This window comes from Geobacillus sp. FSL W8-0026, from assembly GCF_037966255.1.
GTDB lineage: Bacteria > Bacillota > Bacilli > Bacillales > Anoxybacillaceae > Geobacillus > Geobacillus icigianus.
The window spans coordinates 856,342-878,788 of record NZ_CP150194.1 but is presented as its reverse complement, the minus strand read 5'-3'; the positions used below and the strand labels follow the sequence as shown (position 1 = coordinate 878,788).

Genomic DNA, 22,447 nt, shown 5'->3' with positions numbered 1-22,447 from the left:
AAAACTTTCTCTTCCGCTACATATTGCGTCCGATGGCCTGATATACATAAATAAAGAAAGGACGGGGAAACCGATGAACGAAAAAGTGGCTTTTTTGCCGGCGTTTATTCAAAGCTATTTTATCGCGGTCGGCGTGCTGCTCGGCGGCGCCATGATCGGCGCGCTCGGCGCTTTTTTGAGCGGCGGCCAACCGCTGACCGCCATGTATCGGTTCGCCGGCGATTTGCGCATTTGGGCGGTGGTGGCCGCCATCGGCGGGACGTTTGATACGTTTTATGTCGTCGAACGGGGGCTGTTTCTTGGCGAAACGAAAGATATTGTGCGCCAATTTTTGCTCATTTTGTCTGCCATGGGCGGCGCGCAAACAGGGGTAGCCATCGTTACGTGGCTGACGCAGGAGCACATTTCGCCATGAGAATTCCTCCGTATTATCAATCCCCATCATGGCAACGCTTTTTTGCCGGCGTCGCGATCGGAGCGCTGATCAGTTGGTTCGTCTTTTTATACATTTTCGGCGTTCTGCAAGAAAAACAAGTGCGGCATGTCAATGAGCTGAACGAGCAAATCGCCGATCTGCAAAAAGAGATTCGCATCTGGCAGGAAGATTATATTCATTACAACAAAGAAATGAAAAAAAAGCTGACCGTCCAAGACATCACTGTTCATCTCGCCAACGCTGAGCAGTATAAATTTGATTCGTACACGACATTCCGCATCGAAGACAGCGTCAAAGAAGACTTGTCCCATTTAATTACAAAGGACATTGAAACAGTGTACAACAGCCGTGAATTGATCAAGCGGGCCGTCGAGAACAAAACGTTCTCAATCCATGAAAAACAATACCGGCTGCAACTTCACACCCTCACCATTTTCACCGTTTTAGCCGTTGAAGTAAAAGTAACGCCGCTCCCGTAATCCGACACGCCTTCGCGCGCCGGCGGCAAAAGAAGCGGCCCGAAGCGGGCGGAGCCCTTTTCCCGGCGCCACCGCACGGACAACATCCCGGCGCCGGGTGACCGCAATTCTCAAGCACAATCCCTGCTCAGCGTCGCCACCGCAAGCGCGACGCCCCGCCGCCGGGTGACAGCACTCCAAACGGAATGCCGCAGCAGGCGCTAGAATAATAGCGTTGAGGCTACCGCTCAGGGCGGCAGATGGCCTTCACGTCCTCAATAACGCGATCCGCTTCTTCCCATGACGCGATGGACGCGCCGGCCGCAAGCGGGTGTCCGCCGCCGCCGTAGCGTTTGGCGACTGTGTTGATGATCGGTCCTTTCGAGCGGAAGCGGACGCGGATGTCCTTCTCCTCCTCAATAAAAAACACCCAAGCGATGATGCCGTCGATATTGCCGAGCAAGCTGACAAGCTGCGACGCCTCGAGCGGGGTGACCCCATATTCCTCAAGCAGCGCCCGCGGCATTTTGACGGCCGCCACTCCTTCTTCGATCGTAAAGTTCGACAGCACATAGCCGCTTAAGCGGGCAAGCGGCAAGCTCGTTCGATACAATCCGTCGTACAATTTCGCCAGCGAAAAACCGTACGAAATGAGCTCCCCGGCGTAGCGGAACGTTTTTTCGCTCGTGCGCGGAAACAAAAAGCGGCCCGTATCGCCGACAATGCCGGCGTAAATGAGGCGCGCCGCCTCAGCGGTCATCGTCAGCCCTTTGTCTTTCCCAGACAAATACAACTCATAAATCATCTCGCTTGTTGAACTGGCGGCGGTGTCGACCCACATGATGTCGCCATACGGCGTGTCGTTCGGATGATGATCGATTTTAATGAGCTTTCGCCCTAGCCGGTAGCGGCTGTCGCAAATCCGTTCCTCGTTGGCTGTGTCACAGACGATGACGAGCGCCTGCTCATAGACCGCATCGTCAATGACATCCATTTGGCGTAAAAAGGACAACGACGGGTCGTCCGTCCCCACCGCATACACCCGCTTGTTTGGAAACGACGCCCGCAGCAGCGCCGCCAACCCGCCTTGCGATCCGTACGCGTCCGGATCCGGGCGCACGTGGCGATGGATGATGATCGTGTCAAACTCGCGAATCGCATCAACAATTTGTTGCTGAACCGGTTTCATTCGTTTTTCCCCTTTTTCGTCACCTGTCATAGTCAACCGCTGGCCTTTTTCCCTGCTTCTATGTACAATGGAAAACGAAATGGACAACGGAGGGATCCACCATGCCAGCTTTGGTTATTTTCATTATATTTTCCTTTTCGTTTTACGTCTATTATAAAATCCGCTACGTCCGTTCGGAACGTCCGATCGAGCGCCGCTTTCTCTCGGCGAAAGCGAGCGTGGCGCTCGGGCTGTTCGTCGCCTTGTTCGGAATCAACCAATTGTTTTTGTATCAGACAACGGTGACGTATATCATCGCCGCCATTTTTATCATCTTAGGCTTTGCCAGCGCTTGGGCCGGCTACCGCGCCTACCGCTACTACTTGCCCCAAGCGGTCGAGGAAGCGGAGGCGGCCAAACAAAAGTAAGGCCGTTTGGCGCTGACAACGGGCGGCACAAGGAAAAGGATGTCCCGGACAGAAAGCGGGCATCCTTTTCGTTTGCCTTGCCGTCCCCTTGCTGTTTGGGCTCGTTGCGATCAAAAACGGGGCCTGGATTGCTGTTGGCTGCCTTGCCCGTTCATCGATCGATCAGCTGGCACATCATCATCGCCTTGCCGACAAGATCGCCTTCATTGTACACTTCGACATCCACTTTCCCAAACTTGCGCCCGAGCTCTAAAAGCTTCGCTCGCACGTCGACCGTGCTATCAATCTGCACCGGTTTGATGAAGTAGACGGTAAGGTTTTCCATTACCAAATCGCCGCGCTTGTACGCCCGCAGCATGCGCGCCGCCGCTTCGGTGACGATCGTCGTAAACACGCCGTACGAGAGCGTGCCTAAATAGTTCGTCATCTGCGGTGTGATCGTGCAGCGGAACAGCGTTTCTTTGTCGCCGGACTCGCGAAACTGGGCGGTGATGAGGTCATCGATCGTCTCCCCAACTTGCGGCTGGCGCTGCGCCATCTGCAGCGCTTTTAACACATCTTGGCGGCTGATGATCCCTTGCAACCGATGGTGGTCGTCGACCACTGGAAGCAGCTCAATCCCTTCCCATACCATAATGTGAGACGCAAAGGCGACCGATGTTTTTCCACTGACAGTGATCGGCTGCTTCGTCATCACTTTTTCAATCGGCAGCTGTCGATCCATATCGAGCACATCTTTCGCCGTCACGATCCCCTGCACTTTCCAATCTTCATCGACGACCGGGAAACGGCTATGGCGTGTTTCCTTGTTTAATGCGTACCAGCGCTCAACCGGATCGTCGACGCGCAAGTACGCGGTTTTTTCCACTGGAATAATAATATCTTCAACGAGCACGATTTCTTTTTTAATGAGCTGATCGTAAATGGCGCGGTTGATCATCGTCGCGACCGTAAACGTGTCATAGCTCGTCGAAATGATCGGCAGCTGCCGCTCATCGGCGAGCTTTTTGACATGGTCGGCCGTGTCAAACCCGCCTGTGATGAGCACGGCCGCTCCGGCTTGCAGCGCCAGCTCGTGCGCCTTCGTCCGGTTGCCGACGATGAGCAGATCGCCCGCCCCGGTATAACGCATCATCGCTTCGAGCTGCATGGCGCCGATGACAAAGCGGTTGAGCGTCTTATGAAGCCCTTCACGTCCGCCAAGCACTTGCCCGTCAACGATGTTGACCACCTCAGCGTAAGTGAGCTTCTCGATGTTCTCCTTGCGCTTTTTCTCAATCCGGATCGTGCCGACACGTTCAATCGTGCTCACATACCCTTTGTTTTCGGCATCTTTGATCGCCCGGTACGCCGTTCCTTCGCTCACACCCATTTCTTTGGCGATCTGGCGCACGGAAATTTTCTCGCCAATCGGCAGCCGATGGATGTATTCCAAAATTTGTTCGTGTTTTGTCGCCAACGGTTCTTCACCCTTTGCCTGTTGTTACTTTCATTATAACGGCCGCAACGGCCGCGATTCAACGGGAGAAAACCCGGCGAACCGCACCGCGGTGGCGGAAGCTGGTCGTTTTGCGCCACAAAGTCGCCTCTTCGTCCATCGGTCCGACGGAAACGGGAAGATTCACAGGACAAAAAGAGAGGAAAGGCGAATTCCTTTCCTCTCTTCCACCCCTTTTCGCGCCACCGTCCCCATCAAACCGCTCCGCTCACCAGCGACGCGCTACAGCTCGATGCTTTCGCCCGGCTTCAGGGCGCGGCCAACCCCCGGCGGGAGGAGAGAAACGAACCGTTCCGGGTCTTGGGCGATCGGCGGGAACGTATTGTAATGAATCGGCACGACGAGCTTGGCTCCGAGCCACTCGGCGGCCACGGCCGCATCTTCCGGCCCCATCGTGAAGCTGTCCCCGATCGGCAGGAAGGCGACATCGATGGAATGGCGCTCGCCGATCAGTTTCATGTCGGAAAACAGCCCGGTGTCGCCGGCATGGTAAATCGTTTTGCCTTCGGCGGTGAACAAAATGCCGGTCGGCATGCCTAAATAAATGATCTGCTTGTCATTCGTCACAAATCCGGAGCTGTGGAACGCCTGCGTCAACTTGACGGTGCCAAAGTCAAATTCGCGCGCCCCGCCGATGTTCATGCCAAACGTCTCAACGCCTTGCCAACTTAAATACGTCGCCAGCTCAAACGTTGCAACGACTAGGGCGTTGTTCCGCTTGGCGATCTCCACCGTGTCACCGACATGATCCCCATGTCCGTGCGTCAACAAAATGACATCCGCTTTGACGTCGGCCGCGTTCAAGTCGGTCGTCGCGTTGCCGGTGATGAACGGATCGATCAAAATCGTTTTTCCGTTCGTCTCAATGCGGACGACCGAATGGCCATGGTAGCTGACTTTCATCCCCACATCTCTCCTTTCCACTCCACATGGTTCGCCGCCGCCCGCTCATTTCCTTCTTTTCCTGCCTGCCCATTTACAAGCGGCCCGTTTCTTGGTACGCTCAAACTGAATGATCGCAAGAAAGAGAGGCAGGAAACGATGAACGAACGGCTGCAAGCATTTTCCTCTTGGCTTCAACAACAACATAGTTCATTCGCCTTGATCACGTCAAGCACCAACGTCTTTTATTTGAGCGGATTTTGGTGCGACCCGCACGAGCGGTTGCTGGCGCTTTTGGTGTTCCCCGACGGCGAACCGGCGCTCGTCTGCCCGCACATGGAAGTCCGACGCGCCCGCCGAAGCGCTTTGGAATGCACAGTGATCGGCTATGATGACAGCGCCGACCCGTGGAAAGAAATTGACCGCCACTTGCGACAACGCAACATTCAGGCAACTAGCATCGCCGTCGAAAAGCACCATTTGTCGCTCGCCCGCTTCGAACGGCTCGCGGCGTTGTTTCCAAACGCCCACTGGCACGACAGCGAGGAAAAGCTGCGCCAGCTCCGAATGATCAAAGACGAGCGGGAAATGAAGGCGTTGCGCCAGGCAGCGAAGTTGGCCGACAAGGCGATCGAAATCGGCGTATCGGCCATCCGTCCCGGCGTGACGGAGCTCGAACTTGTCGCCGTCATTGAATATGAACTGAAAAAGCTCGGCGTCGAACGGATGTCGTTCCCGACGACCGTGCTCACGGGCGCGAAAACGGCCGATCCGCACGGCACGCCGGGAACCGCAGCGGTCGCTCCGGGCGATTTCGTCTTGTTCGACTTAGGCGTCGTCGTCGACGGGTATTGCTCAGACATTACCCGCACCGTCGCCTGCCGGACGCTCGACGACGAACAACGGTTCATTTACGAAACCGTCCGGCGCGCCCAGCAGGCGGCGATCGATGCTTGCCGCCCGCAAATCGCCATGGGGGAGATCGACCGCGCCGCCCGCCGCGTCATCGAACAAGCCGGCTACGGTCCGTACTTCACTCACCGCGTCGGCCATGGTTTAGGGATTGACATTCACGAATACCCGTCGCTGCACAGCGCCAACCGCGCGCCGCTCGCCGCCGGCATGGTGTTTACGATCGAGCCGGGCATTTACGTTCCGCCGGCCGGCGGCGTGCGCATCGAAGACGATGTCGCCGTCACCGCCAACGGGATCGAAGTGCTGACCTCCTTCAGCAAAGAACTGATCATCGTGTAGCCGGCACCGCTGCGGCTGCCAAGGAAAAAACAAGCTGTCCGCCGGTGGACTGTTGCTCCGCTCGGACAGCTTGTGTTTCTTCCCCATTCCCCCTGCGACAGCGCCAATCGCGTTTTTGAAGCAAACAAATCTGGAATCGCGTTCGCTTAGTTTCTTTTGGCTGCGCGCCAAGCAAACGAACCAGCCGCGTTTGACCGACCATTTGGGCCAAGCGGACCCACGGCCCGCGGGTCTAGCAGCGTCAACCTCGCAGCAGCGAATGAACGTCCGTATACGGCATGTTGTGCGCCGCCGCCACCGCTTCATACACGATGTGCCCGTCAAGCGTATTGATCCCTTTTACCAGCGCCGGATTGTCGAGGCAAGCGGCGCGGTAGCCTTTGTTGGCGATTTGCAAAGCGTAAGGAATCGTGACGTTCGTGAGTGCGAACGTCGACGTGCGCGGGACGGCGCCCGGCATGTTCGCCACCGCGTAATGAACGACGCCGTGCTTGACATAGGTCGGATCGTCGTGCGTCGTGACGCGGTCGGTCGTTTCAAAAATGCCGCCTTGGTCAATGGCGACATCGACCAACACCGAGCCTAGCGTCATCGAGCGCACCATTTCTTCTGTGACGAGCTTCGGCGCTTTCGCCCCTGGGATGAGAACAGCGCCGACAACCAAATCCGACTCGCGCACACATTCAGCGATATGGTACGGGTTGGACATGAGCGTCGTGACTTGATCGCCGAACAAATCGTCGAGCTCGCGCAGCCGCTCGGCGTTAATGTCCAAGATCGTCACGTCCGCGCCAAGGCCGACCGCGATTTTGGCCGCGTTCGTCCCCGCCGTTCCGCCGCCGATGATCGTCACTTTGCCGCGCCGCACTCCAGGCACTCCGCCAAGCAAAACGCCTTTCCCGCCGTGCGGCTTTTCGAGAAACTGGGCCCCGACTTGCACCGACATGCGGCCCGCCACCTCGCTCATCGGCGTCAACAGCGGCAGCGAGCCGTTGGCAAGCTGCACCGTCTCATAGGCGATGCCGACCACCTTTTGCTCGACGAGCGCTTTCGTCAGCGCTTCGGCCGCCGCCAAATGCAAGTACGTAAACAAAATGAGCCCCGGCCGGAAATAACGAAACTCTTCGGCAAGCGGCTCCTTCACCTTCAACACCATCTCCGCCGCCCAGGCATCCTCGGCGTTTGGCACAATCACCGCCCCGGCTTTTTCATACTCGGAATCGGAAAATCCCGACCCTGCGCCCGCTTCTGTCTCCACATACACGTCATGCCCGGCTTTGACGAGCGTCATCACGCCAGCTGGGGTGATGGCGACGCGGTTTTCATTGTTTTTGATTTCTTTTGGAATGCCGATCTTCATCGTTTTTTCCTCCTTTTTCCTTTCTGTTTCTCCTTTTATTGTGCCCCGTTTCACGCGAAAGCAAACGAAAAAGGAGGCGCTGTTCTCACCGGAAAAAATGGCGGTAAATGACGTTCGCCCCGCCGATGATGTCAATGACGGCGCCGGTGATGAAATCAGAATTGTCCTCGCACAAAAAGGCGATGACGCGGGCGATGTCTTCGCCGGTGCCCGGGCGCCCAATAGGCGTTTCGGCATCGCGCTTGTTACGGGCAGCGGCGATCCCGGCTTCTTTCATCTCACCGACGATGTTGCCTGGACAGACCATATTGGCGGTGATGCCGTATTCCGCCTCTTCGAGAGCGATCGTTTTCGTCAGCGACACCAATCCAACTTTCGCCGCACCGAACGCCGAGCGGTGCACCCACCCCGGCGCATCCGCCGCTCCTTGAAACCCATAGGTGATAATGCGGCCAAACCGCTGCTGGCGCATAATCGGAATCGTCCGTCTTACCAAGTGGAAGACCGCGCTCAAATTGCCTTCTATCATTTCATACCATTCGTCTTCTGTATAATCGGCCAATTTTTTCCGTTCGAAAATGTACGGTCCCGCGTTGTTAATCAAACAGTCAATGCGGCCGAACCGCTCCATGGCGGCGTCAACGAGCGCTGCCAAATCGTCTTTGTTTGTCACATCGCCGCGCACAAACTGGAGGCGGTCAGCGGCGCTGCGGTACTTCTCGGCCAGCGAGCGCACCGCCTGCTCATCGCTCCGGTAGTTCACCGTCACCGAATACCCTTTATCAAGGAGCAGCTCCGTCACTTTTCTCCCCAGCCCTTTCGCTCCGGCCGTAATCAAGGCGTGCCGCACCGTTTCTCCTCCTTTTCGCCATTCTCTTTCCTCCATTTTACTTTATAAACAGGAGCGAATACAAAAAAAGAGCCATAGCTCGCTGGCGCTATGGCTATTCACCGACCTCCCGGCGCGGATCGTAATACGATTCGTTATCGTCAATCATGCCGCTCTCATATGATTCCGTGATTTGTTCGGTGATCGTCCGCACTTCTTCCTCATCATACAGCCAATCGTTATTCCGCTTTTCCATGTCGATTTCCTCCCTTGTTCATCAATCGTTCTATATGGCCTAGTTTATCGCCGGCATCGGGCGGGTATACGATTTATAGAAATAACATTTTTATCCAAAGGGAGGGAAGAACCGTGACGATGACGTATCGCACGATTGTCGTCGCCGTTGACGGCTCAAAAGAAGCGGAGTGGGCGTTAAAAAAAGCGATTCAAATCGCCAAGCGCAATGGGGCGAAGCTCATTTTGTCCCATGTGATTGATGTGCAAGATTACACCGCCATGGGCTTTTCTGATTACACCTTCACGAAACGATCGGAACAATACGCGGTCGAGCTGCTTGAACGATACAAACAAGAAGCCGTCGCCGCGGGGCTCAACGATGTCGAAACGGACATCGAGTTCGGTTCACCGAAGGTAAAAATCGCCAAGGACGTCGCCCCGAAACACAAAGCCGACCTCATCATTTGCGGTGCGACCGGGTTGAACGCGGTCGAGCGGTTCTTAATCGGCAGCGTGTCGGAAAACATCGTCCGTCATGCCAAATGCGATGTGCTGGTCGTCAGAACCCGAAAAGAGTGACGTTCGCTAGAAGGATGGAAAAAATGGTTGTTTCTCTTGAAATGGGGGCGTACGAAAGGCGATCTTGGTGCGGCAGAGCTTTTCGATTTGAGAAACGAGGTCGGGAAGCGGCCTGCTTCCTTAAATCACTAGCCTTCGAGAAGGGTGGGAAAAACAGCGGTTTCCTTTGACCGATGAATAAATGTGGGCAATGTAGCAACGTTTTTCTATTTGAGACACGATGCCGGGAAGCGGTATGCACGATGTAACGGGGGTGTCCCGAACGGACCGGGACACCCTCTCTCATCGCTACGATAAACAACAGCCGCTTCCCTGCCACACGATAGGTTGTATCTTTCTTGAAGGGAGAGCACCTTTTCGGTCAGCCCCCTTGCCTCATCGCTATATAAGTAGCCAGCTGTTTCTCTGCCACACGATAATTGTGTCTTTCTTAAGGGGAGAGTACCTTTTTCGGTTAGCCTCCCAATCGTTCTTTCGCTTTTTCAAGCGCGGCAAGCACTTCCGCGAACCCGGTGCCGCCGGCGCTGTTGCGGCGGTTGACGGCCGTGCGCGGATTGAGGGCGTCATAAATGTCTTCCTCAAACAGCGGCGATGCTTCCTTATATACCTCAAGCGGCAAATCGGCCAAAAAGACGCCTTGTTCGATGCAGCGCAAGACGAGCTTGCCGACGACCTCATGCGCTTCGCGGAACGGCACGCCTTTGGCGGCCAAGTAGTCGGCGAGCTCGGTCGCGTTCGAAAAGTCTTGTTTCGTCGCCCGCTCCATCACATCCGCGCGCACGTTCATCGTTTCAATCATGCCGGTGAAAATTTTCAGCGACCCGATGACCGTCTTCACCGTATCAAACATGCCTTCTTTATCCTCTTGCATATCTTTGTTGTAAGCAAGCGGCAGCCCTTTCATCACCGTCAACAAGGCCATTAAGTGGCCGTACACGCGGCCCGTTTTGCCGCGGATGAGCTCGGCCATGTCCGGGTTTTTCTTTTGTGGCATGATGCTGCTGCCGGTCGCGAACGCGTCATCGAGCTCAATGAATTGAAATTCTTGGCTTGACCAAAGGATAAGCTCCTCAGCGAGCCGCGACAAGTGCATCATAAGCATCGAACTGTTGCTTAGAAATTCGATGATGAAATCGCGGTCGCTCACGGCGTCCAAGCTGTTTTCGTAACTATCGGCAAAGCCCAAAAGCTCGGCCGTCCGCTGCCGGTCGATCGGAAACGTCGTGCCGGCGAGCGCCCCGGCGCCAAGCGGCGACTTGTTGATGCGCTTTTGCGACTCGGAAAACCGCTCATAATCGCGCTCCAACATCCAAACATACGCCAGCAGATGATGGGCGAACGAAATCGGCTGCGCCCGCTGCAAATGCGTATACCCCGGCATGATCGTTTCGACATGCTTCTCGGCTTGAGACACAAGCGCCCGCTGCAGCCCGCGGATGAGGCCGAGAATCTCTTCGACGCGCTTGCGCAAATATAGATGCATATCGGTCGCCACTTGGTCGTTCCGGCTCCGTCCGGTGTGCAGCTTGCCGCCGACCGGGCCGATGTCGTCAATCAACATTTTTTCAATGTTTAAATGAATGTCTTCATACGCGACGGAAAACTCAAGCTCCCCACGCTTCGCTTTTTCGAGCAGGCGCAAAAGCCCGCCTTTAATTTTTTCGACGTCGTCCGCCGGCAGAATGCCGCACTCGCCGAGCATCGTCACATGGGCGAGGCTGCCTTCAATATCTTCTTCGACGAGCTCTTGGTCGAACGGGATCGACGCACCAAACTCGTCGACCCATTCTTCCGCTGTTTTCGTAAACCGTCCACCCCAAAGCTTTTTCACGCCTCACGCCGCAGAGGAATGCGACTTCCTCCTTCCTATTCCCGATGGTTTATTGGCCGGTCGACACCGACGCTTTGTTTTGCTTGTTCACGATGCTGTTGACTTTGGTCGGCAAGCCGTACAGCGAAATGAAGCCGACCGCCGCTTGATGGTCAAATTCATCTTCCGACGTGTACGTCGCCAGTTTTTCATCATAGAGCGAGAACGGCGATTTGCGCCCTTCAACGATCGCATGGCCTTTAAACAACTTCACGCGCACGACGCCGGTGACGTTTTTCTGCGTTTCTTTCAAAAATGCAACCAACGCGTCTTTGAGCGGCGAGAACCAAAGGCCGTTGTAAATAACTTCGGCGATTTTTTGCTCGATGAGCGGTTTGAAATGGGCGACTTCCCGCACAAGCGTCAAGTCTTCCAGCTCTTTATGCGCTTTGATCAGCGTGATCGCCCCCGGGCATTCGTACACTTCGCGCGACTTGATGCCGACAAGGCGATTCTCAACATGGTCGATGCGGCCGACGCCGTGCTTGCCGGCGAGCGCGTTCAGTTCCAAAATCAATTGGGCAAGCGGGTACGCGTTTCCGTTTAACGTCACCGGCACGCCTTGTTCAAAGCCGATCTCGATGACATCCGGCACATCCGGCGCGTCCTCAAGCGAAGCCGTCAGCTCGTACGCCTCTTCCGGCGGCGCGGCCCACGGATCTTCCAAAATGCCGCATTCGTTGCTGCGGCCCCATAAGTTTTGGTCGATCGAAAACGGGCTGTCCAGATCAACCGGGATCGGAACGCCGTGTTTTTTCGCGTATTCGATTTCTTCCTCGCGCGACCAGCTCCATTCGCGCACGGGGGCGATGACGTCCAAATCCGGATTGAGCGCTTTGATCGACACTTCAAAGCGCACTTGGTCGTTCCCTTTCCCCGTGCAGCCGTGGGCGACCGCCACGGCGCCTTCCAGCTCGGCGATTTCAACGAGTTTTTTCGCGATGAGCGGACGCGACAGCGCCGAGACGAGCGGATATTTCCCTTCATACAGCGCATTCGCCTGCAAAGCGATGAGCGCATAGTCGTTGGCAAACTCGTCTTTGACATCGATGACGTACGATTTGATCGCGCCGACTTTGAGCGCTTTTTCTTTCACGAAATCAAGATCTTTTCCTTCCCCAAGATCCAAGCAGCACGCGATCACATCATACCCGCGCTCCTGCAGCCATTTAATCGCTACCGATGTATCTAAACCGCCGGAATAGGCCAGCACCAATTTTGGATTTGCCATGGTCGTTCTCCTCTCCCGTCACATAAATATACTTAAATATAAATAAATATTCAAACCGGATACATTAATCACTTTATCAGCTTTCTTCTCATTTTTCAATACGTATTCATGAAAAAGCATAAAAATTCCACCGTGCTCTAGGAGGCCGGTGATTGAAGGGAGCAAGCCGCTTGTCAAGTCCGTTTCTCCAATAGAAAAGCCTCGTCGCATCAGGATCTCCTTTCAAACGATCCCCCATTGCTCAACAGAAACAATCGTTTTTCACCAGCCTTCCAGGGAGACGTTTTGTATAATAGAGGAAAAGGAGGATATGAGAATGAGGGACATCTTCATCGAAGACAAGCGACTCGGCATCCGCGTGCCGCAGTTGGATAAACATTGGGACGACTACAGCGCCGAGGAACAGGAGGCGATTTTGCTCGAGTGGGAAGCGATCCGCGGCTTGATCCCTGACCGCATCGCGACGCTGGAGCGGCAAATCAATGAGAAGCAAGACGCGCTTGGCCGCGAAGCCGATTTTGCGCGCTCGTGCCAACTCAACGCCGACATCGCCGAACTCGCTTCCATCATTAATGATTTGTGGATTTGGTATCGGATCAGTCCTACGATTTCCTTTAAAAAGACAGCGGTGGTAAAAAGCAAAACACGCTGACGAAACCGGCCGCCTCTTTTTTGTCCATGGCCTCGCCTGCCGTCGTTGCCGGGACTTTCGAGACCATCTGCTTTACCAGTGCTGTGTACAAACAGATTTACTTGCTCTAACACTGTTCTTTAACAATGTATTGAATTTTATTTTTATTTTAATTATTATTAATTTAACTACTTTTCGAACAGAATGAGGGGGATCAGACATGACCAACCATCCAGCACCTGTTTCAATCATTCAATCGTTTTCTTGGGATTATGCATTTGCTCATTACGACTGGGACTCCCGCAGCGGGTTCAACGCCGCTCATGAAGTATGCGACCGGTATGCCAAGGATCCGAACCGCATTGCGCTCGTTTATGAAAACGCTTTAGGAGAGCAAAAAACGATCACTTATCGGCAATTGCGCGATTGGTCCAACCAAATGGCGAACGTGTTCCGCAAACTCGGAGTGAAAAAAGGGGATCGCGTCTGCGCGCTCATGCCGAAAAACCCGGCTCTTGTCATCTACATTTTGGCGGCTTGGAAAGTCGGCGCCGTATATGTGCCGCTCTTTACCGCGTTTGGTCCGCAGGCAATCGAATATCGCATCAACCATTCCGAGGCGAAAGTCCTCTTGACGAACAACGAACAGCGCGCCAAACTGCCGGAAAAGGAAAAAATGCCGACGCTCGAACACATTTTTGTCATTGATGAGCCGTCTCATGATCAAGACCAGCTGTTTTGGAAAACGCTTTCAAAAGAGTCAACTGAGCATTCGATCGAAGAAACGACGGTCGACGATCTGCTTGCGATTCAGTATACGTCCGGCTCCACAGGAATGCCCAAAGGCGCCATGTGGTCGCACAACGTGCTCATCAACATTTATCCATATATGCGCTATGCGATCGGCCTGCGCGATGAGGATGTCTTTTTCGGCGGGGCGGATCCAGGCTGGGCGTACGGGTTGATCTTTTGCACCTTTGCGCCGATGGCGTTCGGCGTGCCGATCGTCTTTTATGAAGGGCCGTTTCAACCGGAAACGTGCTATTCCTTGATGGAAAAATACCGGGTGACCAATTTCGCGTCCGCCCCGACCGCGTACCGAGCGATGGCGGCGGCCGGCGCGAACGTCATTCGCCGCTATCAGCTGAACGTGCGCGCCATGAGCTCAGCCGGCGAACCGCTCAATCCGGAAGTCATTCGCTTTTTCCAAGAGCACGTGGGGGTCACGATCCACGACCATTATGGCTTATCGGAAACGTTGATGCTGATTGGAAACCTCAACGCCGCCGCGATGGACATCCGTCTAGGCTCGATGGGATGGCCGCTTCCGGGCTTTGACATCGCCTTGCTCGACGAGAATGGGCGTCCGGTCGCCGACGGCGAAGTCGGACAAATTGCCTTTAACACCAACTCGATTCCAAACGTCTTTAAGGGGTATTGGAAAGATCCTGAAAAAACAGCCGAACGGCTTGTCCGCCATTGGTTTTTGACCGGCGATTTAGCAACCAAAGACGAAGACGGGTATTTCTGGTTTCAAGGGCGGGCGGATGACATCATTTCAAGCGCCGGCTACCGCATCGGACCATTTGAAATCGAAAGCTGCCTCCTTGAGCATCCGGCCGTCGTCGAAGCGGCCGCCGTCGGGAAGCCGGATCCCATCAAAGGAGAGATCGTCAAAGCGTTTGTCGTGCTGAAAGAAGGCTTTGCGCCGTCGGACGAGCTGGCCGAAGAGCTGTCTTTGTTCGTCAAAACGCGCTTATCTAAACATGAATACCCGCGCGAAGTCGAATTTGTCGCCGAACTCCCGAAAACGCCAAGCGGCAAAATCCAACGCTTCATCCTTCGCAATCAAGAAAGGGAAAAGTCCATCAAGGCCTAACCGACCAAGAGGATGCCCCGGCAACGGAGCATCCTCTTGGCCGTTATCTCTCATCGTTTTCGATGCCCAAAATTTTCTTTACAGCGGAGCAATAGCTCCTCACTTCCTTTTCGTTGATCTCATAGAGGTGATAACCGTTTTCTTTTCGCTCTATGATCAGATTGGATTGTTTCAGGATGTTTAAATGTCGTGAAACAGTAGGAACGGTAATATTTAACTGATTGGCCATCTCTTGTGACCTTATTTTTTCTTCATTCGCAATCAATGACAATATTTTCACCCGAACAATTTCAGACAATGATTTCGCAATATCAGCAACATACTGCAGCTGTCTCTCATCGTATCGGATCTCCAGCCGCTGTTCGTTGAAAGAAATCTCTTTCCCGTCTAGATAATGCTTGATATCATAAACAATATGAAGTTCACCAAGTCCCCAAACGATAATAAATTTCGGTGACACAAAATAGGATGGATACAATTTGATCAACTTTGTTTCTTTTGTTGGAAACTGTTCCGGGATTGGATAATCGTACAATAATTTTCGAACTATTTTATCAATCCCAGACTGCCTGAGTTCCGCTCTCAATCGTTCATTCGCTTGATCCCAGAGAGGGGACAGGATCGATTCAATATGAGCGTAACATTGCTGATAAAAACGTTCCCAAAGAGAAGTTAACTCCTGCAAATATTGCTCATAGTTCTGTGCAAATTCCAACTGTTCATCATTCACAACCCCACCCAACGACGTGATTTTTGAGCGAATGTCATCGAACGGAGAAGCAAATTGCGTCAGATACATCTCGATCTCTTTTTCAGACAAGTATCGACCAAATAAATAATACAAAAACTCATATCGAGACACGCGATCGATATACGCCATGAGTTGAGAAAAGGTATGAGGAGCAGGCAAATCAACCAAAAATTCGGCGAGCTGTGCTCCGTACTCATACCGACCGTAAAACTTCTGCAGCAACGATGCATTTTCGCGAAAAAACTCCTCAAAACGAGCAACAGGAAAAGGAGGGGCACCATCCATTTTTCCCGATGAAATGTAGCACTTTCTTAAACACGCCATCATTTCAAATAAGGACGAGATCGAGAGTTCAACTTTACAACGATGGTTGACTTCCTCTATTGTGTATACAGCCATTCGACATCCCATGCCTTCTGTTTTTTATTCATGAACAATTTCACACTTCAACTGATCAACAAAATTGTCGCATAACCGTTGGCATTCTTCAACTGTTGATGAGCAAACAATAACATGGCCCGAGCGAGTATACGAGTCCACCGTTTTCCTTATCCGATCCCCGACTCGATAATAGATGGCCCAATCTTGAATATATTCTCGATTGACCTCTGTACCAAGAGAAAGTTGTCGCAACACCCCTTCTGGAAACATCAAAAACTTAACAAGGCTTGCCTTTTGATAAATCGGTTTTTCAACAGGTGGCATCTCGTTCATATAGGATAAAATACCTAGCTCATACTGGTTGAAACCAGAGGTTAATTGATGTAAATAAGGGATAAAATCACCTCCTGGTCTCGTGTGCATTTCAATTACCACGGGCCTGTCCTCTTCCACATCCCATTTAATCTCAATATGCCCCGGTCCATACTGAACATTCAACAAATGTAACGCTTTCATCACTACTTGTTCAATCCGCTCGACTTCCTGTTGTCCCAGTCTCGCTGGCACCATATGCCCAGTCTCAATAAAGTGAGGTTTCCCAGTCGTTTGTTTTTCGGTGATTCCTAAAATAAAGTGCGTTCCTCTCCAAGATACCGTCTCCACACTATATTCCGGACCGTCAATATAAGGCTCCAAAATCCACTCGTGAGAATGGTCTTGATTTCTCTTTAACCATTTTTCCCACTCCTGTTGATTGGAAATATAATCGACCGCTTTACTTCCAAATCCGTCAAGCGGTTTGATGATGGCTGGCCTTGAATACGGAAACTGTTTAGGAAGAGCAGATCCCTTACCACTTACAACGTCTAATCGCAATTCTGGATCTTTCGACAAAATCCGACGCATCCTTCCTTTATCCCTCGTATTTACCACCGTTTCAAGCGAATTGGTTGGTAATTTCATCCTTTCACTAATATAAGCAGCTGTCTCTAACCCTAATTCTGTAAAACTTACGACAAGCTCTACGGTCTGATAGAAACTCATGATTTTCTCTACAGCGTAAAACACCTCTGTTTTCTCCGCAATATCACGAACATAAAATACGGCCTCAGTCAGCTGCGCTATTTCCTTATCAATGCTTGAGTGCCGATCTGTCACAATAATAGGTTTGAGTCCACATTGAAACGCTGCTTCTGCTCCATAACGGCTTGCCCCTAAAATGATGATATATTTATCCATATACAATCCCCCATTCCGTTGTATTTGTCTCAACAAATAACAAATCCATTATCTCCAGTCCTTTCTCCCTACTTGATTTTTACTTGTGAAGAAAGACATGTTTCTATATAGCAGGCGAAACAAATAACCGCCCAAAATCACAATGCCTATGATGGCTAAGTAAAAAAAGGTTTGCTGTCCGACGTACTGATACAAATTCAAACCAACGAATCCACCGATCGATTCCCATACTCCCCAAAGTACACCGGATATTCCGAAGGCCCATGAAGAACTTAACATTCCCTTTTTTTCTATGAGCTGATGATCAATCATAGGAACCCAAATGATTTCAGCCATGCTGAACAAAACCACGCTAACAAAGATGATCCAAAAATGATGGGAAATCCACAACAAGAAATAAGAAGCAACGATGAGCACCAAGGCCAGCGCGTACCAATACTCCATTTTCCATTTTGGCTGTATTTTTGGATAGAAACCTTGAAAAACAATAATCGTCATCGCGTTCACGGTAAAAAACAACCCAATCGTTTTTCCTGAAAAATGTTGAGAAACGACAACAGGGAAAGTTGTAAATAGTTGTGTGTACAAAAACCAAAATAACCCTGAAAAAGCAATAAATCTTATAAAGATAAAGAAATGCGGGTCCGATCTGCTGTTTTTAACGAATTGTACGATATTGATTCCCTTCTCCGCATCCTCGCTGGTGATGCGGGGCAACAACAACGAAATCCCCCCAGCCAAAACATAACAAACGATTGCCGCCATGATCGTACTAGAAGAATTCCAATCCAATAACCACCCGCCTAGAAAAGGACCAATGGAAGCGCCAACGTTAACAGCGATGTTTAATAAGGCAAACGCTCGCAGTCTCTCATTTTCCTGTAATAAGGAAATATGTGTTTTCAAACTTACATTGTAAAGCGAAGTCGAGATGCCCAATACCAATGCGATCAAAAATAGCAATGGATAAGAATTAACGATTGTTAACATCGTTAACAACAGGGCCGCTCCCCAGAGTCCAATGACCAGACTGTTCTTAATCCCAAACTTGTCGACAATTCCCCCAACCAACATATTCCCTGCCTTCGATACAAATGTAAACGCCGCCATGATGAAACTGGTTTCAGTAATATCGAGGTCTTTCATTTTCACTAGCCATAATGAAAGCAGCGGAACATACACAAAAAAGCCAATGGAATTGAACACCCTGATGCCAAAAGTTAAAATTCCCTCATTCACCTTAGGAAACATATGTACCCCTCTCTTACTTAATTTTATAATTGTGTAATTGCGCAATTGTGTAATTTCATGAAAAATAGTACTACCAATCGATTTTTTTGTCAACTGACGAAAATAAGATGTATGTGAGATTCACTCTATAAGGCCAGTGAAAGACAGATGTTATCTTTGATCGATGAGTAAACATTTGAAAAAAGGTCGATGTGAACAGGTGGTTCTATTTGGGAAATGATGCCTGAAAGCGGCAGGATGCATTACGTCACCGCCTCCTTAGGGTGCACAGGATCATAGGGAGACTCACTCTTCATGTTGACTGGATAAGGAATACAATCCGAACATAGGGAGGGGACCATCTTACACTACGAAAATGGAAGTGTTACATAGCGATATACATGAAAAAGGTGTCCCGTTGTTGCGGAGACACCTTCATTTCCCTCACCGGTCTTTCCGAATCTCTCTTATAACATGCCCGAGTTCCGGCAAAATGAGTTTCGTCATCGCTAGGCGTACCGCTCCGGTGGAGCCGGGGGTGCAAAAGATGGCGGTGTCCATCGCCACGCCGGCGACGGCGCGCGACAGCATGGCGGCGGCGCCAATGTCTTCGGTGTAGCTGAGGAAGCGGAACAGCTCGCCAAAGCCGACGAGTTCTTTCTCCAGCAGCGCGCTCACCGTTTCGATCGTCACATCGCGCTTGGCGATGCCGGTGCCGCCGTTGGTGAGCACCGCGTCGACATCAAGGCGGCGGCAGCCGTCGAGCACCGCCGCGCGAATGGCCGCTTCCTCGTCTTTTACAATTTCATAGCCAACAACGTCATGACCGGCCTCAGTCAGCAGCTCGATCATCAGCCGGCCGCTCCGGTCGGTTTCCTCAGTTCGCGTGTCGCTGACGGTGATGACTTTGCAGCGGACGGTTTTCGGGGCTTCTCGTTTATGTTCGGTCGTGCTCATCCGTTCGCAATCCCCTTTCCTTTCTTTGCCTCTATCGTACACAACAGAGATACGATTGACAAACCATTTGTATTATAATAGACAGAATTGTTATAATATTATTAATAAAGAACGTTTTAATAAAAGGGGCACTCCACAACCATTTCTCTTATCGCCAAAATGATTGAACCCGTTTTTCTCTCCAGACACGGACCTATTCGACCAACAAGCCTGGTTTTGTCCGAAACGATGGATAGACAAGAAAGAGCGATTTCATCTTTCAAACCAAAAACAAGGCAAAACCTATCCGAAACCAGTTAAGGAGGGGAACCGAATGAACTTGCGCCTTTCAAACCGATTGGATGCCATTTTGAAAGAAGGGTGGAATACGCTCGAACATCACCGCGAGAGCATTCTTTCAGCCTGGCTAGACAAATGCGAGGAACTGGAGGACAAGCAGCACGCCGCCGCCCACCCCTTGCACGCCGCCGCCCACCCCTTGCGACTTGCCATTGAGGCGTTCTCTTCACAATGGGACCATCCGATAAGTGATATCGCCGAATGGCTAGCGACGTTTCGCCGCGAATGGGAAAAACGAAACGGGAAGCTGTCGTCCAACCAGTCGACCGTCATTTTATCGATGATGGAAAACGCAGCTCACGAAGTCATTCAGTCGGGGGACGTTATGGACTTTCGCGTTCATCAAGCCATTCAGTACGTTTTTTTGAAACTTCATGAGTCCGTTACCGCTCCTGATTGTGCGGAGTTCGATTTAGAGCAGTTTCTTGAGCAAACCGTTTCATCCAAGCAGCTGCCGATCACATGGATTGCCCAACTGGCCAGAACAGCCGACGGCGGCTTCATCGTCGCCAAATGGTATGGAAGCGTGGCTGATGCCCTTATCGACAACACGGTGTGCGGAGAGACGATTTTCGCCTTATGTGAACGCATTCTTTGCCACATGGATGTCAGCGAAACGCGATTGATCCCACTCCCATGGGGGGACGATCTTTTGCTTGTTTGTACCGAAGGGGAAGATCGGTTCGTCATTCCATTTCTGCTTCACGCTCTCGAACAGTTTCATGCTGCTCAAAAGGTTTCCATCCGTACGAAAGAGCAACAGCTTTGGAAAGACGCGGTGTTGTTGTTTGACCAATGGATCATGCGAGCCAAAACGCTGCATCAAGCCATTGAATACATTTCAACCGGGTTTGTCGCCTACTTGCCATTTGAACGATGTGCGCTGTTCGCCTATTCCAGCATTCATGAAAGCGGATTCGGACTGTACGGCTATCAGCTTGATAATCATGAAATCAAAAGCATTCATGAACACATTGATCATCTTCCTTTCATTAAACAATACATTCAACGACTACAGCTGCTCGGTCGCCAAATGACAAACGTACCACCGATTTACGTCCGCCATGCGGAACAAGGATTGCCGATGAAATACGTTCAGCAGTTTCAACTTGAGTCAATCGTCATTGCCCCGATGTATGCCCCCTCGGAAAATCGGCTCATCGGTGCTGCCATTTTGGATTGTGGTCCGAAGACCGCTTTTCAATTGTCCAATGGCCTCTACACAGCGGTAATGAAATTCGGCCAAAGCGCGGGGGAAATTTTAGCTAAATGCAGCGGCGGCCGCCCAGAGCTTGTGCAACCGACCCCGCACTTATCGCCGCGAGAAATCGAAGTATTGAAACTGGTCGCCGAAGGGGCGTCGACCTATGAAGCGGCGAAACGTCTTCATTTGAGCGAGTATACGGTGCGCGACTACGTGTCGGCGATTTTGCAAAAAATGAACGCCAAAAACCGGACGGAAGCCATCGTCAAGGCCATCCGCGACGGAATCATTTAAGGCAACGGCGGCACCTTAGACGCGTGACGAACTCCCTACGGCCCCGTTTCGATCCGTCTTCAAGACAGGGGCAATCCCCATCGTACATTCAAACGGATATGGCCTATATTGATGAAACAAGGTGTCCCGCTCCTTCCGGGACACCTTCTTCTTCTATGGAGTCACTTCACCATCTGTTTTCGGCGAAGAAAGCGGTACGTCGGAACGCCCAGCTGCGCGCTCCTCCCGGGTGGCCGGTTTCCGTTTCACCCATTCCTCAACCGCATTGAGTCGCTTCTCGAACTCGGTCACCGTTTGGCTCCAAGCGGCTAGGGCTTTTCTCTCTTTGTCGAGCTGCTGTTTCATGTCGTCGAGCGATGAGCGCAAAGCCGAAAGAATGTTCATCGCGTTCGATTGTTCCCCAAGCCGCAGTCGCTTTGCGACGTATGAAGCGGCTTTTTCCCATAACCCATCTTGTTCATTCCATTTTCCTACGTCTTCACTAAGAGCAGCGCTTTGCTGTTCGAGCATTTGTTTCCACTCTTGAAAGCGCATCACCACCGCTTCATATTGTCTTTGTTCTTCACTCCCGGCTCTCTGCTCTCCCGCCATAGCTTGTTCAAGCGATTGGAGGGAAGCGGAAACGGCGGTTTGTTTTTCTTCCATCGCCGTCCATTCGTCCGTCCTCGACTCAACCCGCTTCCTAAGCGTAGGGATATCCGTCTGCAGCGTCTTTACCATGTAGGCAGCGCTGTCGGTTCCTTGCTTTTGCTCATCAAGCTGCCAAACGAGCCGTTCGGCTTCTTGGGCGAGATCCGTTTGTTCGAGTGCGCTTCGCTCCGCTTGCATCATCGAGGCGCCGGAAAACGAGGCTGACAGCGACATATCAGGAAGGGCGAGGCGCGAAGCCGTCATTTTCGTCGCCACCAATGTGACGTCTTTCAAACATTGCTTAATCGGGAAGCCGTCGAAGCAAAGACCGCCAAACTTTAATTTCGTTACATCCAGTTTCATCCAATTGGCTTGCGCCGTTCCTTTCGACTGAATGGACAATCGAATCGTTCCTTGCGGCGTGTCGATGGCCCGTTCCATAGATAATCCGCTGATGTCGGTTTGGATGAAAGCAATGGGAAGTTTGCCGACGATCACTTTCGGCGACCCAAGAACAATGCCACCTAAGTCCAAGAGGCCCACCACTTTATCGGCATGAATGACAAATCCCTGTTCTTCACTCACAGCGAGCGAACGCGCCCCGCCAAGCGGTAGGCAGAGAAAAAGCGCCAAAGCGAGAAGCGCGGTTTTCCACCATTTGCTTGCCTTCATTTGCATCCCC

The 22,447-nt window shown here is 51.9% G+C and carries 22 protein-coding genes; 8 read left to right on the top strand and 14 right to left on the bottom strand.

The genetic code is table 11. The annotated features are described in order from the left end of the window. Positions 1–73 precede the first annotated feature (73 nt). Positions 74–415 (top strand): YtrH family sporulation protein, encoded by a 342-nt coding sequence (locus tag NST29_RS04480; RefSeq protein WP_033019500.1) that lies wholly within the window; start codon positions 74–76, stop codon positions 413–415. Continuing rightward, a complete protein-coding gene (gene ytrI, locus NST29_RS04475; RefSeq protein ID WP_033019501.1) occupies positions 412–915 on the top strand; it encodes a sporulation membrane protein YtrI in 504 nt (167 codons plus the stop codon). The genes NST29_RS04480 and ytrI overlap by 4 nt, the downstream gene beginning before the upstream one ends. A gap of 220 nt (positions 916–1,135) precedes the next feature. Here the strand turns inward: ytrI and NST29_RS04470 are convergent, their stop codons facing one another. Beyond that, complete coding sequence (locus NST29_RS04470; protein ID WP_033019502.1) at positions 1,136–2,083, bottom strand: bifunctional oligoribonuclease/PAP phosphatase NrnA; 948 nt, start codon at positions 2,081–2,083, stop codon at positions 1,136–1,138. 101 nt (positions 2,084–2,184) lie between these two features. Between NST29_RS04470 and NST29_RS04465 the strand changes: the two genes are divergently transcribed. Further along, on the top strand, positions 2,185–2,490 hold the full coding sequence (locus NST29_RS04465; protein WP_033019503.1) for a YtpI family protein: 306 nt from the start codon (positions 2,185–2,187) through the stop codon (positions 2,488–2,490). Positions 2,491–2,641: 151 nt separating this feature from the next. On the opposite strand, the gene NST29_RS04460 is transcribed toward NST29_RS04465, so the two are convergent. Beyond that, positions 2,642–3,949 (bottom strand): CBS domain-containing protein, encoded by a 1,308-nt coding sequence (locus tag NST29_RS04460; protein ID WP_033019504.1) that lies wholly within the window; start codon positions 3,947–3,949, stop codon positions 2,642–2,644. A gap of 261 nt (positions 3,950–4,210) precedes the next feature. Continuing rightward, positions 4,211–4,891, bottom strand: coding sequence for a metal-dependent hydrolase (locus NST29_RS04455; RefSeq protein ID WP_033019505.1), 681 nt, complete (start codon positions 4,889–4,891; stop codon positions 4,211–4,213). A gap of 138 nt (positions 4,892–5,029) precedes the next feature. Here NST29_RS04455 and NST29_RS04450 point away from each other — a divergent pair, with 138 nt between their 5' ends. Continuing rightward, the gene (locus tag NST29_RS04450) at positions 5,030–6,124 is read left to right on the top strand and encodes a Xaa-Pro peptidase family protein (RefSeq protein WP_033019506.1); all 1,095 of its coding nucleotides are present in this window, start codon (positions 5,030–5,032) and stop codon (positions 6,122–6,124) included. A gap of 241 nt (positions 6,125–6,365) precedes the next feature. Here NST29_RS04450 and ald read toward each other — a convergent pair whose 3' ends face one another. From ald to NST29_RS04435, 3 genes are all read right to left on the bottom strand, one after another. Next, a complete protein-coding gene (gene ald, locus NST29_RS04445) occupies positions 6,366–7,484 on the bottom strand; it encodes an alanine dehydrogenase (protein ID WP_033019507.1) in 1,119 nt (372 codons plus the stop codon). An 85-nt stretch (positions 7,485–7,569) separates the two neighbouring features. Then, positions 7,570–8,334 (bottom strand): SDR family oxidoreductase, encoded by a 765-nt coding sequence (locus tag NST29_RS04440; RefSeq protein ID WP_339232760.1) that lies wholly within the window; start codon positions 8,332–8,334, stop codon positions 7,570–7,572. A gap of 94 nt (positions 8,335–8,428) precedes the next feature. After that, a complete protein-coding gene (locus NST29_RS04435) occupies positions 8,429–8,569 on the bottom strand; it encodes a hypothetical protein (RefSeq protein ID WP_165570922.1) in 141 nt (46 codons plus the stop codon). A 113-nt stretch (positions 8,570–8,682) separates the two neighbouring features. On the opposite strand from NST29_RS04435, the gene NST29_RS04430 reads away from it, so the two are divergent. Then, complete coding sequence (locus NST29_RS04430; RefSeq protein ID WP_033019516.1) at positions 8,683–9,129, top strand: universal stress protein; 447 nt, start codon at positions 8,683–8,685, stop codon at positions 9,127–9,129. A 454-nt stretch (positions 9,130–9,583) separates the two neighbouring features. Here the strand turns inward: NST29_RS04430 and argH are convergent, their stop codons facing one another. From argH to NST29_RS04415, 3 genes are read right to left on the bottom strand one after another with little or no spacing between them, the layout of a single operon-like run. Continuing rightward, entirely contained in the window at positions 9,584–10,960 is a 1,377-nt protein-coding gene (gene argH / locus NST29_RS04425) for an argininosuccinate lyase (RefSeq protein ID WP_033019518.1), read from the bottom strand. 49 nt (positions 10,961–11,009) lie between these two features. Then, on the bottom strand, positions 11,010–12,230 hold the full coding sequence (locus tag NST29_RS04420) for an argininosuccinate synthase (protein WP_033019520.1): 1,221 nt from the start codon (positions 12,228–12,230) through the stop codon (positions 11,010–11,012). Between the two features lie 18 nt (positions 12,231–12,248). Further along, positions 12,249–12,440 carry a hypothetical protein gene (locus tag NST29_RS04415; RefSeq protein WP_061912416.1) on the bottom strand — a complete coding sequence of 64 codons (192 nt, stop codon included), beginning with the start codon at positions 12,438–12,440 and terminating at the stop codon, positions 12,249–12,251. 106 nt (positions 12,441–12,546) lie between these two features. Here NST29_RS04415 and NST29_RS04410 point away from each other — a divergent pair, with 106 nt between their 5' ends. Further along, entirely contained in the window at positions 12,547–12,882 is a 336-nt protein-coding gene (locus tag NST29_RS04410; RefSeq protein WP_033023482.1) for a hypothetical protein, read from the top strand. Positions 12,883–13,081: 199 nt separating this feature from the next. Next, positions 13,082–14,740: an AMP-binding protein gene (locus NST29_RS04405; protein WP_033023481.1), complete on the top strand. Its 1,659-nt coding sequence runs from the start codon at positions 13,082–13,084 to the stop codon at positions 14,738–14,740. A 43-nt stretch (positions 14,741–14,783) separates the two neighbouring features. On the opposite strand, the gene NST29_RS04400 is transcribed toward NST29_RS04405, so the two are convergent. The 4 genes from NST29_RS04400 to NST29_RS04385 all read right to left on the bottom strand — a co-directional run bounded on the left by NST29_RS04400 (position 14,784) and on the right by NST29_RS04385 (position 19,298). After that, positions 14,784–15,890, bottom strand: a complete 1,107-nt coding sequence (locus NST29_RS04400) for an ArsR family transcriptional regulator (protein WP_033023480.1) — start codon at positions 15,888–15,890, stop codon at positions 14,784–14,786. Positions 15,891–15,914: 24 nt separating this feature from the next. Further along, complete coding sequence (locus NST29_RS04395; protein ID WP_033023478.1) at positions 15,915–17,111, bottom strand: ATP-grasp domain-containing protein; 1,197 nt, start codon at positions 17,109–17,111, stop codon at positions 15,915–15,917. 48 nt (positions 17,112–17,159) lie between these two features. Beyond that, positions 17,160–18,362, bottom strand: a complete 1,203-nt coding sequence (locus NST29_RS04390) for an MFS transporter (protein ID WP_033023476.1) — start codon at positions 18,360–18,362, stop codon at positions 17,160–17,162. 423 nt (positions 18,363–18,785) lie between these two features. Next, positions 18,786–19,298, bottom strand: a complete 513-nt coding sequence (locus NST29_RS04385) for a molybdenum cofactor biosynthesis protein B (RefSeq protein ID WP_033023473.1) — start codon at positions 19,296–19,298, stop codon at positions 18,786–18,788. A 313-nt stretch (positions 19,299–19,611) separates the two neighbouring features. Between NST29_RS04385 and NST29_RS04380 the strand changes: the two genes are divergently transcribed. After that, positions 19,612–21,135: a response regulator transcription factor gene (locus tag NST29_RS04380; protein WP_033844327.1), complete on the top strand. Its 1,524-nt coding sequence runs from the start codon at positions 19,612–19,614 to the stop codon at positions 21,133–21,135. A 153-nt stretch (positions 21,136–21,288) separates the two neighbouring features. On the opposite strand, the gene NST29_RS04375 is transcribed toward NST29_RS04380, so the two are convergent. Further along, positions 21,289–22,437, bottom strand: coding sequence for a hypothetical protein (locus tag NST29_RS04375; protein WP_033023472.1), 1,149 nt, complete (start codon positions 22,435–22,437; stop codon positions 21,289–21,291). Between the last annotated feature and the right edge of the window lie 10 nt (positions 22,438–22,447).

What these genes read in the sequence shown, in the direction of transcription:
- NST29_RS04380 (WP_033844327.1), top strand. Translation starts at nt 19,612, where the DNA reads ATGAACTTGCGCCTTTCAAACCGATTGGATGCCATTTTGAAAGAAGGG.
- NST29_RS04375 (WP_033023472.1), bottom strand. Translation starts at nt 22,437, where the DNA reads ATGAAGGCAAGCAAATGGTGGAAAACCGCGCTTCTCGCTTTGGCGCTT.
- NST29_RS04390 (WP_033023476.1), bottom strand. Translation starts at nt 18,362, where the DNA reads ATGTTTCCTAAGGTGAATGAGGGAATTTTAACTTTTGGCATCAGGGTG.
- NST29_RS04395 (WP_033023478.1), bottom strand. Translation starts at nt 17,111, where the DNA reads ATGGATAAATATATCATCATTTTAGGGGCAAGCCGTTATGGAGCAGAA.
- NST29_RS04455 (WP_033019505.1), bottom strand. Translation starts at nt 4,891, where the DNA reads ATGAAAGTCAGCTACCATGGCCATTCGGTCGTCCGCATTGAGACGAAC.
- NST29_RS04450 (WP_033019506.1), top strand. Translation starts at nt 5,030, where the DNA reads ATGAACGAACGGCTGCAAGCATTTTCCTCTTGGCTTCAACAACAACAT.
- NST29_RS04385 (WP_033023473.1), bottom strand. Translation starts at nt 19,298, where the DNA reads ATGAGCACGACCGAACATAAACGAGAAGCCCCGAAAACCGTCCGCTGC.
- ytrI (WP_033019501.1), top strand. Translation starts at nt 412, where the DNA reads ATGAGAATTCCTCCGTATTATCAATCCCCATCATGGCAACGCTTTTTT.
- NST29_RS04480 (WP_033019500.1), top strand. Translation starts at nt 74, where the DNA reads ATGAACGAAAAAGTGGCTTTTTTGCCGGCGTTTATTCAAAGCTATTTT.
- NST29_RS04415 (WP_061912416.1), bottom strand. Translation starts at nt 12,440, where the DNA reads ATGCGACGAGGCTTTTCTATTGGAGAAACGGACTTGACAAGCGGCTTG.
- NST29_RS04435 (WP_165570922.1), bottom strand. Translation starts at nt 8,569, where the DNA reads ATGGAAAAGCGGAATAACGATTGGCTGTATGATGAGGAAGAAGTGCGG.
- NST29_RS04420 (WP_033019520.1), bottom strand. Translation starts at nt 12,230, where the DNA reads ATGGCAAATCCAAAATTGGTGCTGGCCTATTCCGGCGGTTTAGATACA.
- NST29_RS04410 (WP_033023482.1), top strand. Translation starts at nt 12,547, where the DNA reads ATGAGGGACATCTTCATCGAAGACAAGCGACTCGGCATCCGCGTGCCG.
- ald (WP_033019507.1), bottom strand. Translation starts at nt 7,484, where the DNA reads ATGAAGATCGGCATTCCAAAAGAAATCAAAAACAATGAAAACCGCGTC.
- NST29_RS04470 (WP_033019502.1), bottom strand. Translation starts at nt 2,083, where the DNA reads ATGAAACCGGTTCAGCAACAAATTGTTGATGCGATTCGCGAGTTTGAC.
- NST29_RS04405 (WP_033023481.1), top strand. Translation starts at nt 13,082, where the DNA reads ATGACCAACCATCCAGCACCTGTTTCAATCATTCAATCGTTTTCTTGG.
- NST29_RS04400 (WP_033023480.1), bottom strand. Translation starts at nt 15,890, where the DNA reads ATGGCTGTATACACAATAGAGGAAGTCAACCATCGTTGTAAAGTTGAA.
- NST29_RS04465 (WP_033019503.1), top strand. Translation starts at nt 2,185, where the DNA reads ATGCCAGCTTTGGTTATTTTCATTATATTTTCCTTTTCGTTTTACGTC.